This is a genomic window from Arthrobacter terricola (assembly GCF_004354015.1).
Lineage (GTDB): Bacteria > Actinomycetota > Actinomycetes > Actinomycetales > Micrococcaceae > Arthrobacter > Arthrobacter terricola.
This window is the reverse complement of record NZ_SMRU01000017.1, coordinates 23,286-35,295: the sequence shown is the minus strand read 5'-3', so window position 1 is coordinate 35,295 and position 12,010 is coordinate 23,286. Positions and strand designations below refer to the sequence as shown.

At 63.1% G+C, this 12,010-nt stretch carries 12 protein-coding genes; 6 read left to right on the top strand and 6 right to left on the bottom strand.

What is annotated here, in order from left to right; translation table 11 throughout:
• Positions 1 to 80: 80 nt before the first annotated feature.
• The 3 genes from E1809_RS14840 to E1809_RS14830 form a co-directional block, all read right to left on the bottom strand.
• Positions 81 to 1,079, bottom strand: a complete 999-nt coding sequence (locus E1809_RS14840) for a carbohydrate ABC transporter permease (RefSeq protein ID WP_235835608.1) — start codon at positions 1,077 to 1,079, stop codon at positions 81 to 83.
• A 10-nt stretch (positions 1,080 to 1,089) separates the two neighbouring features.
• Positions 1,090 to 2,325 carry a sugar ABC transporter substrate-binding protein gene (locus tag E1809_RS14835; RefSeq protein ID WP_133205018.1) on the bottom strand — a complete coding sequence of 412 codons (1,236 nt, stop codon included), beginning with the start codon at positions 2,323 to 2,325 and terminating at the stop codon, positions 1,090 to 1,092.
• 149 nt (positions 2,326 to 2,474) lie between these two features.
• Positions 2,475 to 3,488, bottom strand: coding sequence for a LacI family DNA-binding transcriptional regulator (locus E1809_RS14830; RefSeq protein WP_133205017.1), 1,014 nt, complete (start codon positions 3,486 to 3,488; stop codon positions 2,475 to 2,477).
• A gap of 307 nt (positions 3,489 to 3,795) precedes the next feature.
• Here E1809_RS14830 and E1809_RS14825 point away from each other — a divergent pair, with 307 nt between their 5' ends.
• From E1809_RS14825 to E1809_RS14815, 3 genes are all read left to right on the top strand, one after another.
• Entirely contained in the window at positions 3,796 to 4,566 is a 771-nt protein-coding gene (locus E1809_RS14825; RefSeq protein WP_374102699.1) for a tyrosine-protein phosphatase, read from the top strand.
• Between the two features lie 110 nt (positions 4,567 to 4,676).
• On the top strand, positions 4,677 to 6,773 hold the full coding sequence (gene paaZ, locus E1809_RS14820; RefSeq protein ID WP_133205015.1) for a phenylacetic acid degradation bifunctional protein PaaZ: 2,097 nt from the start codon (positions 4,677 to 4,679) through the stop codon (positions 6,771 to 6,773).
• 139 nt (positions 6,774 to 6,912) lie between these two features.
• Entirely contained in the window at positions 6,913 to 7,320 is a 408-nt protein-coding gene (locus E1809_RS14815; protein ID WP_133205014.1) for a VOC family protein, read from the top strand.
• 145 nt (positions 7,321 to 7,465) lie between these two features.
• Here E1809_RS14815 and E1809_RS14810 read toward each other — a convergent pair whose 3' ends face one another.
• Genes E1809_RS14810 through E1809_RS14800 form a run of 3 tightly spaced genes read right to left on the bottom strand, consistent with a single transcriptional unit; the run spans position 7,466 to position 9,950 of the window.
• Positions 7,466 to 8,068, bottom strand: coding sequence for a TetR/AcrR family transcriptional regulator (locus tag E1809_RS14810; protein WP_133205013.1), 603 nt, complete (start codon positions 8,066 to 8,068; stop codon positions 7,466 to 7,468).
• A 51-nt stretch (positions 8,069 to 8,119) separates the two neighbouring features.
• On the bottom strand, positions 8,120 to 9,460 hold the full coding sequence (paaK, locus tag E1809_RS14805) for a phenylacetate--CoA ligase PaaK (RefSeq protein WP_133205012.1): 1,341 nt from the start codon (positions 9,458 to 9,460) through the stop codon (positions 8,120 to 8,122).
• A gap of 7 nt (positions 9,461 to 9,467) precedes the next feature.
• Entirely contained in the window at positions 9,468 to 9,950 is a 483-nt protein-coding gene (locus tag E1809_RS14800) for a hotdog fold thioesterase (RefSeq protein WP_133205011.1), read from the bottom strand.
• 235 nt (positions 9,951 to 10,185) lie between these two features.
• On the opposite strand from E1809_RS14800, the gene E1809_RS14795 reads away from it, so the two are divergent.
• From E1809_RS14795 to E1809_RS14785, 3 genes are all read left to right on the top strand, one after another.
• Positions 10,186 to 10,746 (top strand): GNAT family N-acetyltransferase, encoded by a 561-nt coding sequence (locus tag E1809_RS14795; RefSeq protein ID WP_133205010.1) that lies wholly within the window; start codon positions 10,186 to 10,188, stop codon positions 10,744 to 10,746.
• Positions 10,747 to 10,816: 70 nt separating this feature from the next.
• Positions 10,817 to 11,701, top strand: coding sequence for a response regulator transcription factor (locus E1809_RS14790; RefSeq protein ID WP_165962331.1), 885 nt, complete (start codon positions 10,817 to 10,819; stop codon positions 11,699 to 11,701).
• An 84-nt stretch (positions 11,702 to 11,785) separates the two neighbouring features.
• The gene (locus E1809_RS14785) at positions 11,786 to 11,965 is read left to right on the top strand and encodes a hypothetical protein (protein ID WP_133205009.1); all 180 of its coding nucleotides are present in this window, start codon (positions 11,786 to 11,788) and stop codon (positions 11,963 to 11,965) included.
• Positions 11,966 to 12,010 lie beyond the last annotated feature (45 nt).

The following is a 12,010-nucleotide window of genomic DNA, read 5'->3' as shown; positions in this document are numbered from 1 at the left end:
GGGCGCTTGTTTTCGCGTGGTGGGAAGCGCTCGCAGGCGCCGAAGGGCGCTTGGTGATTTTCGTCGTCGTCATGGTTTCCTCACTCATCGACGGACCGGCGGCTGGCGCGCAGGTACAGGACCGCGAACACGAGGGAAATGATCACCAGGACGTTGCCCAGGGCGGCGCCCTCGCCGAATTTGAACTCTTGGAAGGACAAGGCGTAGGACTGGGTGGCGATGGTCTGCGTCGAATTGGCGGGACCGCCGTTTGTCAGGCCCAGGATGATGTCCAGCACCTTGAGTGTGTACACCACGCCGAGCACCAGGACCACGCTCACCACGGGACGCAGCATGGGCCACGTGATGTGCCGGAACGCCTTCCACCCGGTGGCGCCATCCAACGAACCTGCCTCGTAGAGCTCATCGGGGATTTCCTGGAGGCCGCCATAGAGGATGGTCAGGTTGAACGGGATACCAATCCAGATGTTCACGCCCACCACTGCGATCAGCGCCAGGGACGTGCTGGTGAGCCACGGAATGCCCGTGTCCACGATGTGCAACTGGCCCAGGAATCGGTTCAACGCGCCGCTGTCCTTGTCCAGGATCCACCGCCACACGGCGCTCGAGACGATGAGCGGCAGCAGCCAGGGGAGCAGGAGCAACGAACGGAGGATGCCATTGAGCGGGAACTTGCGCTGGAAGAAGATCGCCAGAGCCAAGCCGACCACGAACTGGCCAACGATCGAACCGATCGTGAACAGCGCCGTGTTGATCAGCGACGTTGAAAACAACGACGACGACAGCACCGTCGCGTAGTTCGCCAACCCCACCCAGGGGGCTTCTCCGGTGAAGAACGTGGCGGTGGTGTAGTCCTGGAAGCTCATCACGACGTTCTTGACCACGGGGTAGCCGAAGAACAAGGCCATGTAGATGACGGCGGGAACGAGGAACAGCCATTGGAAGAGGCGTTCGCGACGTTGGCGGCTGCGGCGATTGTTTCGGGGGGACGGCTGGGCGGGGGACTGGGACTCTTCCTGCGTGGCTCCAGGTTTTCCCGGGCCCGAGTTGGTAAGCGATACGTCTGTACTAAGGGACATGTCCGCCTGCTTACTGGCCTTGGGCTTGCTTGAGGGCGTCGGCCGGAGAAGCCTTCCCCGTCAGCGCGGTCTGGATGGCGGTGTAGATCTTGGTTGCTTGGGCGGGCCATCCTTCGCCGAGTTCACCGGTGCGGGCGCGTGCGGTCTTGATGAGGTCCGTGAAGGTGGCGAGCTTCGGGTTCTCGCTGGCGAACTTCGCCGCGAGGCTCGTCTTTGACGGAATCGTGTTGCGGGCCTTGGCCATGGACATCTGGTTTTCGTCGCTGTTCATGCACGCCACGATTTCCGCGGCCTTCGCTTGACGGGCCTTGTTGCCGGTCTGTGGAACCGTCCACACTTCTCCGCCGAGCGGCGCGATCTCCGTCTGGCTGGCATCACGGACCGGAATCTTCACGACGCCGTAATGGAGTGCGGTGTTCTTGTCCAGGGCGGGGATTTGCCACGGGCCGTTGACCATCATGGCTGCCTTGCCAGCCATGAACTGGTCCTTGACATCCGCTTGGGTCCAGTTCAGGGCGGAGGAAGACACCGATCCGTCCTTGACCAGGTCGGTCCACAGCTGGAGTGCCTGGGCGGTTTCGGGGGTGTCGATGTTCTTCTCGTCGCCGCCGTTCGACCACATGACGGGGAGGAACTGCCACGTGCCTTCGTACGTCGGGTTGGCATTGAAGGCCAGGCCGTACTGCTCGCCCGAAGTGAGCTTTGTTGCCGTGGCCTTCAGTTCGTCCCACGTGGTGGGCGGGGTGACTCCGGCCTTCGCCAGGATGTCCTTGTTGTAGAAGAGCGCGATCGTGTTCACAGTGGGTGCAAGGCCGTAAACCTTGTCTTTGTAGGTACCGGCGCTCAGTACGCCCGGAGCGAAGTCGGCCGTGCTGATGTTGAAATCGCTGAGGGGTGCCAGTGCACCGGTGGCGGCAATCTGCTGCAGATCCGGGTTGTCGAGCATGAGGACGTCCGGCAGGGTCTTGGAGGAGGACTGCTGCAGCACCTTGGAGATGAGAGACTTGCCCGGAACGGTTTCCCGCTTGATGGTCACGCCGGCCTTGGTACCGCAGGCCGTCAGGGCATCGCCGATGAAGCTCTTGTCCGGCTCGTTGTTGTAGTAGTCCATCACGGAGATTTCCTTCACGTCTTCCGAGGAAGAAGCGGAGGCGTTGGTGCCGCAACCGGAGATGGCGAGCGGCAGGCCAACCAGCGCTGCTACAGCCAAGGCGAGCGGGCGACGAGTCCTGATAGCTGACTTCATTGTCTGGTCCTTTGGTGGGTTGTTGGTGGGTGGGGGTGTCGGTTGTCATTTGTCATTCATCGATGCGTATCGACGATGCGTATCGATAGTTATTCGATGACTGTTGCTGGGGCGTGCTTGTTGCCGGAGTGTGGATCAGGGGTGGCGAGTCACTGCGGGCGGAGCGTGCTGGAGCGGTGCGTTATGACCGTTGGTACCAGTTCCAGGGATTCGTGTGGTCCTTGGGAGTCGTTTTCGAGGAGTTCGCACATGATTTTGACTGCTCGCCGGGATACTTCGGCCGGCCGCAAGTCGATGGTGGTAAGCGGAATGGGTTGGAGCTCGGCGAGCGTGGGCGAGGCGCTGCCGATGACGGAAACATCGACGCCGGGAGTCAATCCCCGGCTGCCCAGGATCCGGCGCAGGATGTCCTGAATGGTGCGATCGGGGGCGATGAATGCGGGCTTGCCGGTGGTGCTGGCGAGGGCCTTGTCGACCGATTCGGAAATGGTGGCGCGGTCGGTCCCGCCTGGAAGATGGAGCACGGTTACGCCCAGTGCTTCCGCCGCGACATCCGTGCCGTGCATGAACCGGTCGACGTAGTTCACGTGCCGGTCCATCACTGCGGGCTGCCAGTTAATGACGGAAATCACGGAATGGCCGGCCGTTGCGAGATCCCGGACGGAGTGCTCACCTGCCATTTCGAAGTCGGCGTCGATGCAGACCAGACCGGAGGGGTCGCGGGGGATGCCGATCAGCACCACCGGGACATTCAGGTTTCGGGCCACAGGGAGGCGTTCGTCCTCGTCCTCAATCTGCATGAGGATCAGGCCGTCGCAAATCTGCTGCCCGACGACCCGGTGCAATCCTGCGGCACCTTCGTCGTCCGTGACCAGGAGAATGTCGTGGTCGAATTGCCGCGCCGTGCTTGCGATCACGGAGACGAATTCCATGATCGATCCCATTTCCAGCTCTGGAATGAACGGAATGACCAAGCCGATCACGTGGGTCCTGCGCCCTGCCAAAGCACGGGCACCGGCGTTGGGTTGGTAGGTGAGCTGCTCGATGGCGGCCTCGACCTTTTTCCGGGTTTTCTCGGAAATGGGTCGCTTGCCGCTCAGCACGTACGAAACCGTGCTCTGCGCGACGCCGGCTGCCAGGGCCACATCCTTGCTCGTAGGCATGTTCCGGGCCTCCTCGTCGCTCATATGTTCTCGGTGAATCATATCCGTCGATACGTATCGTCGATGCGTATCGAGAAAGAGTATGACATGGATCACGAATCCCGCGCAACCACCCACCCCCGCTCACGTCTGACCGCCTTTTCCTCGACGCGCGCTCACGTGATGTGCGCGAGGGTTAGCCGGAGGGGTGTCATATGTGAGCTGGCGTCGGGTTTTGTCGGGCGTGTTTTGACGCCCGCTCACGTCTGGCGGGCTTTTCCCCCACCCCTGCTCACGTCTTGCGGCCTCCTGTGATTAGCTGTGCGGTATGGATCGGATGGTTTCGGTCGCGCAGTCAGGTGTCCGCTGGGATGGCGCCGTGAACGCTTGGCATATAGTGGGCAGCGTTTATCGGATGGGGCGGCGGGAGTGGCTCACCGAAGTCGGTTGGCAGCAAATGTACGACGACGGCGTCCGCACCGTGATCGATTTGCGCACCTTGCGTGAGCAGCAGCCGCGCGACACTGACCCGCAGGTTTCCCCGGAAGTAACGTCGCGGTTCGAGATCGTTCATTGCCCCACCGAGGACCCGGACAGCGAAGAGTTCACCGAACTTTTCGGCCCCTATCTCAAAGACCCCGCGCACTATGCCGACTACCTTCGCATCTTCCCGGATAAGCTCGCGGCGGTGTTCCAGGCCATTGCCGCGGCACCGGGCGGCGTGGTGATCCATTGCGCGGCGGGGCGGGATCGCAGCGGGATCATTGCGGTGATGCTGCAGAATTTGGCGGGCGTCGACGACGAGGAAATCGTCCGCGGATACCAGCAAGGGATGCGCGGAATCAATGAACGGCACCGCAATCACCCCGCCCCGCATGCTCATGACGGATTCCTGGAAGACGAGGCGTTGGAAAGGATGCTGGCGTCGCGGACCGCCAGCTTGTTGGAGTTCGTGGGTCATCTGGACACTGCCGCCTTCCTGGCGGACAACTCGCTGTCTGTCGAACAGGTCGCCGCACTACGGGCGAAGCTGGCCGCGCCTGCGGTGCCTGTACAGCCCAAGCCGGCCGCGCGCCGTCGTCGTACGCTGCGGAACTAGTGTGCAGACCGGGGCTCTCATGTATTCTGGGAATATTACCGAACGGCCGGTCAGTAATTTGCGGCCGTTCAATCCGTATCTTGCCCGTGCCTTGGAAGGACCCGTCGACGATGACCAGTACCGCAGTCGCTCCGGAAGCCACAGCTGTTGAAACCGTGCCCAGTTTTGTCCAAGGCGCATGGTGGACCCCAAGCGGCGGCGCGGGCATCCCCGTCCGCGATGCCAGCACAGGCGAGGTCCTCGCAACGGTCAACACCGACGGACTGGACCTGGCCGGCGTCGTCAACTACGGCCGAACCGTCGGCCAGCGGGAACTCGGCAAACTGACGTTCCACCAGCGCGCGCTCAAGCTCAAGGAACTTGCCCAGTACCTCAACGGCCGCCGCGAGGAATTCTACGAATGGTCCTTCAAGACCGGGGCCACCAAGATCGACTCGATGGTGGACATCGACGGCGGTATCGGCGTGCTGTTCACCTTCGGCTCCAAGGGACGCCGCGAACTGCCGAACTCGCAGGTCGTCGTGGACGGGCCCATGGAAATCCTCTCGCGCGACGGATCATTCGCCGGCGAGCACATTTACACCCGCATCCCCGGCGTCGCGGCGCAGATCAACGCGTTCAACTTCCCCGTGTGGGGCATGCTCGAGAAATTCGCGCCCGCGTTCATCGCAGGCGTCCCCACTATCGTGAAGCCGGCTACCCCCACGGGCTACGTCGCCGCGGCAGTGGTCCGGGCAATTGTCGATTCCGGGATCCTGCCCGAAGGCTCGCTCCAGCTCATTTCGGGCTCGGCCCGCAACCTTCTGGACCACCTCGACTACCGGGACCTCCTCGCATTCACGGGATCGGCGTCGACGGCCAACTCCCTGAAATCCCACCCCAACGTGGTCCAGGGCGGCGTCCGTTTCACCTCGGAAACCGATTCGCTCAACGCCGCGATCCTCGGGCCCGACGCCGTTCCCGGCACCCCCGAATTCGACGCCTTCATTAAGTCCGTCGTCACCGAGATGACGGTCAAGGCCGGGCAGAAGTGCACCTCGATCCGCCGCACCATCGTGCCCCGGGAGTTGGTGTCCGACGTCGTTGCCGCCATCGGCGCGCGGGTTGACGAACGCGTCGTGCTCGGCGATCCTCGTGCGGACGGCGTCACGATGGGCGCCCTCGCGTCGCTCGAGCAACTCGCCGATGTCCGCGCCGCCGTCCAGTCAATGCTCGACGCCGGCGGTGAGCTCGCGTACGGAACCCTTGATTCGCCGTCGGTCACCTCTCAGGGCGGCGCGGTGGGCGTCGTCGAGGGAGGCGCATTCATGTCGCCGGTCGTCCTGAGCTGGGCTGACGTGGACTCAGAAGCCGTCCACTCGTTGGAGGCCTTTGGTCCGGTTTCGTCGGTGATCGGGTATTCGGACCTCGACGACGCCGTCCGCCTCGCCGCCCGCGGTGGCGGTTCGCTCGTCGCATCCGTATGCACGAACGATCCCGCGGTCGCCGCCACGCTGGTCACCGGAATCGCGGCGCACCATGGCCGTGTCCTGATGCTCAACCGGGAGGACGCCCGCTCGTCGACCGGCCACGGCTCACCCGTACCGCACCTTGTCCATGGCGGCCCCGGACGTGCGGGCGGCGGCGAAGAGCTTGGCGGTATCCGTTCTGTCATGCACCACATGCAGCGCACCGCCATCCAGGGATCTCCCAACATGCTGACCGCGGTGACGGGCGTCTGGCACACTGGCGCTGACCGCAACTTCACGGTGGAGACCGAAGGCACCCACCCGTTCCGGAAGTCGCTCGACTCGCTGCGGATTGGCGACGCCGTGCGCTCCGAGCTGCGGCAAGTCACGCTGGAGGACATCACGGCCTTCGCCAATTCCACCGGCGACACCTTCTACGCCCACACCAACCAGGAAGCCGCGGAAGCAAACCCGTTCTTCCCGGGAATCGTCGCCCACGGGTATTTGCTGCTGAGCTGGGCGGCCGGACTGTTCGTGGAGCCCGCGCCGGGTCCCGTGCTGGCCAACTACGGTCTCGAGAACCTGCGATTCATCACGCCGGTGGCGGCAGGCGATTCCATCCGGGTCACCCTTACCGCCAAGAAGATCACCCCACGCGAGACCGACTCGTATGGAGAGGTTGCTTGGGACGCCGTGCTCACCAACCAGAATGACGAAATCGTGGCCACCTACGACGTGCTGACCCTCGTCGAGAAGTAGCCCCCTTCCGACGCTCGCTCACGTCTGGCGGGTTTTGGGCCGGCGCTTGCTCATGTATGTCGGGTTTTGGGCCGGCGCTCGCTCACAAGTTCTTTCCGCGCCCGCCCGGCGTAAGATTTTCAGCGTAGGAGGTGGCGAAGTGAACCTAGCACTCAGAACAGCCACAACCGTCTTGCCCGTCGACGACGTAGCCCGAGCCCGCAGCTTTTACGCAGAGAAACTCGGCCTTCCTCATCGCGGCATGACTTGGGATGGAAATGATTTGTTTGGCATCGAAGGCGGCCCCATGCTGCAGTTGATGCCCATCAAGGACGGCATGCACTCATCGCACACTGCCCTTTCCTTTGAAGTCAGCGACATCGAGCGGACAGTCGACGAAATGGAGGCGAGCGGCGTCGAATTCCGGGATTACGATCTCCCCGATCTCAAGACCGAACACCACATTTGTACTACCGACGCCGATCGTTGCGCCTGGTTCATGGACACGGAAAACAACGTCCTCTGCGTTCATGAAAGCCTTGGCATCCAAGCCGAATACCAGCTCTGATTGACTGAAAAGCACCCAAAGTACGCAGAACGCTCGTTCACTTTTAGTGAGCGAGCGTTCTGTCATCTGGCCGTATGTGTGAGCGAGCGTTGGAGGACAGGGCGCCGGACGTGAGCGGGCGTGCGGGAATGGCGAACCGGGGGTGCTACACCGACGCGTGGAGGCCGTCGAACGCCATGGTGATGACGTCGTCGGCGAGGCGCTCGGGGGACAGGGATCCGCCCGGCTTGTACCACTCCACGATCGAGTTGATGGTCCCGAACAGGAGCCGGGTCACGGTGCGGGGGTCGATGTCCTGGCGCAGCGTGCCTTCTTCCCGGGCGTCGGAAATGAGCGCGGCTACCTTGTGGTCGAAAGCCCGACGGCGTTCCAAGGCGTCGCGTTCGATGTCTGTGTTGCCCCGCAGGCGCAGGAGCAGCGTAACGAACGGCAGCCTCTCCACCAGCACCGCGATGGTCTGCCGCAGCACGAATTCAAGCCGCGCGTCGGCCGCACCAGTGACCGCCTCCGGCTGTTCCAGGATGGCCTCAAGCCCACCCAATGCGTGCTCAAGGGCGAGCTTCAGAAGATCGCCCTTGGACGGTACGTGGTGGTAAATGGCAGACTTTGAGATCCCGAGGTTTTCGGCCAGGATGCCCATCGACGTCGCGTCGTAACCGTGGCGGTTGAAGACGTCGACGGCGATGAGCAGCACCGATTGCTGGTCGTATCCGGGGCGTCCCCGCTTGGTTGCTGTTTCGCTAGGCATGCTGGCCATTTTCTCATGAACGGTCGGTTGGACCCGCCACGCGGCGGTACGTTACCTCTTTGGACGCAGGTCGTAGACGCGCCGCAGCTTGCCGTTGGACCGCTCGAGCGAGCCGGGCTCCACGACGTCCACCGTGCACGAAGAACCCACGTGGATCTTGATTTGCTCCTGCAAGGCGCGTGCCGCCGTCGCACTCTGCTCGACCGTTACAGTCTCACGCCGTTCGATCCGGACCGTCATCGAATCCATGCGCTTGCCTTCCGGGCGCGTGAGTTCGAGCTGGAAGTGCGGGCTGAGCTCGGGGATGCGCAGGGCGATTTCCTCGATCTGCGAGGGGAAGAGGTTCACGCCGCGGAGGATGATCATGTCGTCGCTACGGCCGGTGATGCGGCCCATGCGGCGGTGCGCGGGACGTGCCGTTCCGGGCAACAGCCGCGTCAGGTCCTTGGTGCGGTAACGGATAATTGGCAGAGCTTCCTTGGTGAGCGAGGTGAACACCAGCTCGCCGGGTTCGCCGTCGGGCAGTACCGCGTCGGTACCCACCACGGGGTTGAACGCGTCGATGATTTCCGGGCGGAAGTGGTCTTCCCAGATGTGGCAACCGTCCTGGGTTTCCACCGCTTCGCCAGCGACGCCGGGACCCATGACTTCGGAGAGGCCGTAGATGTCGCAGGCTTTGATGTTCATGGTGGTTTCGAGTTCGTGGCGCATTTCTTCGGTCCACGGCTCGGCGCCCAGCACGGCGTACTTGAGCGAGGTCGACGCCGGATCCACTCCCATGTGCGCCATGGCGTCGGCGATGGTGAGTAGGTACGTGGGCGTCGCGAGGATCGCGTCCGGTTTGAAGTCCTGGATGAGCTGGATCTGGCGTTCGGTCTGCCCGCCGGACATCGGGATGACGGTGCAGCCGAGCGCTTCGGCTCCCGCGTGTGCGCCAAGCCCGCCGGTGAACAATCCGTAGCCGTAGGCGTTGTGGACCTTCATGCCGGGTCGCACGCCGGAAGCCCGGAGTGAACGCGCAACGAGGCCCGCCCAGTTGGCGAGGTCGTTCTTCGTGTACCCGACGACGGTTGGCCGGCCCGTGGTGCCCGAGCTCGCGTGGACGCGGGCTACTTCGTTCTGGGGCACGGCGAACATGCCGAAGGGGTATTCCTGGCGCAGGTCTTCCTTGGTGGTGAAGGGGAACTTGCCGAGGTCGGACAGTTCGCGAAGATCGCTCGGGTGGATGCCGGCGTCGTCGAATTTGCGCTTGTACAGGGGGACGCGGTCGTAGGCGTAGGCCACAGTGTGCTGGAGGCGGCTGAGCTGCAGGGCCTCGAGTTCGTCGCGGGAGATGGTTTCTTCGCGATCCAGCACGGGGGCGTCCGGAGCGGCGACGGTGTTCTGTGTCATGGTCTTCCTACTTCTTGGAGATTGTGCGGCTGCGGCCACGGAACTCGGCGATGAGCTCGCCGTAGCTGCCCGGATCCTGGGGTGAGCCGGAGGCTGCCAGTTCCGTTTTGTCGATCGCGAAGATCTGGATGTCGTACAGTCCGCTGCGTCCGCTGTTGGCGCGGCGGTCTGCGACGGCGGTGATCACCTGGCCTTGATAGGCCGGCTTGAGGAAGTTGATGTCGACGCCGGCAGCCACGGTGATGGTGTCGGCTTCCGACGGCGTGGGGTTGGCCGGGTTGCAGGCGAGGGCGAACGCGGAGTCGGCGAAGGCGAAGATCATTCCGCCGTGGGCCATGCCGAAGCCGTTGAGCATTTCCTGGCGCAGGGTCATGCGGACGGTGGCGTGCCCGTCACTGACTTTGAGCACCTCAAGGCCCATCCACTCAGAGGCGTAGTCGTTCTTGAGGATCTGGTGCTGCGCTGCGCCAGAAAGGGTGGTCTCAACCATGCGTCATTGCCTCCAGCTTTATTTACCGAATGTTCATTAGGTAATCCCAGATCGCTTGAACTGTCAAGAGGGGCCCGGGTTTGGAGCCTCCATCCAATGCTCCCCACCGGCTCCCGGCCTTCGCAAGCTCAGGCCGGGGCCCTCGCCGGCGTGGGCCCACGTAAGTGCCGTTTGGGGCGTCAAAACGGCACTTGCTCAGCAATGGATGGGGGAGGAGGGGTAGTAGCCTCGAACCATGCCGCTCATCGAACTTCCCCTCCGGACGCCGAGGCTCATCCTCCGCCGATTCGAAGCCACCGACCTGGAGCCATTCCACGCCTACCAGTCCTTGCCGGAGACGGCGCGCTTCCTCCTCCGGCAGGAACTGAGCCTCACGCAAGCCATGGAGGCGCTGGGCCGCTACGCCAACTTCACGTTCGAGCAGGAAGGCGATTGGGTGTGCCTGGCCATCGAGCGTGCGGACATGCCCGGACTGCTCGGGGAAATCGTCCTCAAATGGCTTCCGGGCACGGGCCAGGCCGAGATCGGTTGGATCCTCGCTCCGGAAAGCCGTGGACACGGGTACGCCTCCGAAGCCGCCGAGGCCGTGCTCGAGCTTGGCTTCGAGACGCTCATGTTCCACCGGATCGATGCCAAGCTGGATGCCCGGAACACATCTTCGTCCGGCCTGTGCGAACGGCTGGGCATGCGCCGCGAAGCCGAACTCGTGGACAACTGGCACTACAAGGGCCAATGGTCCAGCGAAGTCATCTACGCCATGCTCGACTCCGAGTGGCGGGCCCGAAAACAAGCCTGAAGCTTGCTGTATGACGTACTCTGAAATACGTGGCCATACCAGGCATGCCTGGAGTTAAGGTGGGCTGAACATGAGAGATGGGGATCTTAACGTGAGCGCACCGGGCGTTGCCGTAGTAATTGAGGATGACGACGACATCCGCGAAGTAGTACATGCAGTCCTTGAGGCATCCGGACTTGAGGTTTACGCGGCCGGGAACGGGCTTGACGGGGTGGATGCGGTTCGCCGCCACAACCCGGACGTCATCACGCTGGACCTCGGCCTTCCCGATATCGACGGCATCGAAGTCACCCGCCGCGTCCGGGAATTCAGCGACGCCTACATCCTGATGCTGACGGCCCGCGCCCGTGAGGTAGACACCCTCCAGGGATTGTCGGTTGGCGCGGACGACTTCGTCACCAAGCCATTCCGCCCGCGCGAGCTGCAGGCCCGGGTCGAAACCCTCCTGCGGAGGCCGCGTGGCAGCAAACTGTTGACCAACCAAGGTGGAGCGATTACGACGGCGGAGCTGCCGCCGTCGGGCGCTGTCCTGCAAACGGCCGCTGTCCAGCAAGTTAGTGCTCAGGCAAGCGCCGTGGCACCCGTGCCGGACGCCGCCAATGCACCGGGCCCGGAAGCTTCCGGAATGGAACACAACGGTCTCCACCTGGATGTGGCTACGCGCACAACCCGGATCGGAAACGAAGAGGTGCAGTTGACCCGCACCGAGTTCGACATCCTCCAAGCGCTGATGGAGACAGGCCGGGTGGTCCGGAGCACCCAAGGGTTGGCCCGCTGGCTCCACGCGCGCGAGTACGAAACCGGTGCTTACGTGAGCGAATCCGAGGAACGTGCCATCCAGGTACACATCGCCAATCTCCGCCGGAAACTCGGCGATTCGGCCATGTCGCCACGGTGGGTGGAGACGGTCCGTGGGGTCGGATATCGGCTGGCGGCAAAGTCTGCTGAAAACTGAGGCGATCTTAAGGGAACCTTTAAGTAGCGTTCCTAAGCTGAAGGGGTCACCCTCCGGATCGTCGATGGCTCGAAGGAGCACTGTATGAAAAAAATTGCCATAACACTTCTCATGACGGGCTTGCTGGCCCTTGGCGGGTTCGTCACTCCGGCCAACGCGGCACCGAAGACCAGCCATGACACCACCGTTACCACCGGAACCACTATTTCCACCGGCACCACTACGACGGTGTACTCCACGCAAATTGGCTGGTGGCCGAACTAAGCCCACGAGGCAACTTCAGCTTCAACACCGCCCCTGGCCTCAGCG

Bases quoted from the DNA above. Each gene is read 5' to 3' on its own strand.
- E1809_RS14840 (WP_235835608.1), bottom strand. From the start codon at position 1,079: ATGTCCCTTAGTACAGACGTATCGCTTACCAACTCGGGCCCGGGAAAA.
- E1809_RS14810 (WP_133205013.1), bottom strand. From the start codon at position 8,068: ATGCCTAGCGAAACAGCAACCAAGCGGGGACGCCCCGGATACGACCAG.
- E1809_RS14785 (WP_133205009.1), top strand. From the start codon at position 11,786: ATGAAAAAAATTGCCATAACACTTCTCATGACGGGCTTGCTGGCCCTT.
- E1809_RS14830 (WP_133205017.1), bottom strand. From the start codon at position 3,488: ATGCCTACGAGCAAGGATGTGGCCCTGGCAGCCGGCGTCGCGCAGAGC.
- E1809_RS14800 (WP_133205011.1), bottom strand. From the start codon at position 9,950: ATGGTTGAGACCACCCTTTCTGGCGCAGCGCAGCACCAGATCCTCAAG.
- paaZ (WP_133205015.1), top strand. From the start codon at position 4,677: ATGACCAGTACCGCAGTCGCTCCGGAAGCCACAGCTGTTGAAACCGTG.
- E1809_RS14835 (WP_133205018.1), bottom strand. From the start codon at position 2,325: ATGAAGTCAGCTATCAGGACTCGTCGCCCGCTCGCCTTGGCTGTAGCA.
- E1809_RS14825 (WP_374102699.1), top strand. From the start codon at position 3,796: ATGGATCGGATGGTTTCGGTCGCGCAGTCAGGTGTCCGCTGGGATGGC.
- E1809_RS14795 (WP_133205010.1), top strand. From the start codon at position 10,186: ATGCCGCTCATCGAACTTCCCCTCCGGACGCCGAGGCTCATCCTCCGC.
- E1809_RS14790 (WP_165962331.1), top strand. From the start codon at position 10,817: ATGAGAGATGGGGATCTTAACGTGAGCGCACCGGGCGTTGCCGTAGTA.
- paaK (WP_133205012.1), bottom strand. From the start codon at position 9,460: ATGACACAGAACACCGTCGCCGCTCCGGACGCCCCCGTGCTGGATCGC.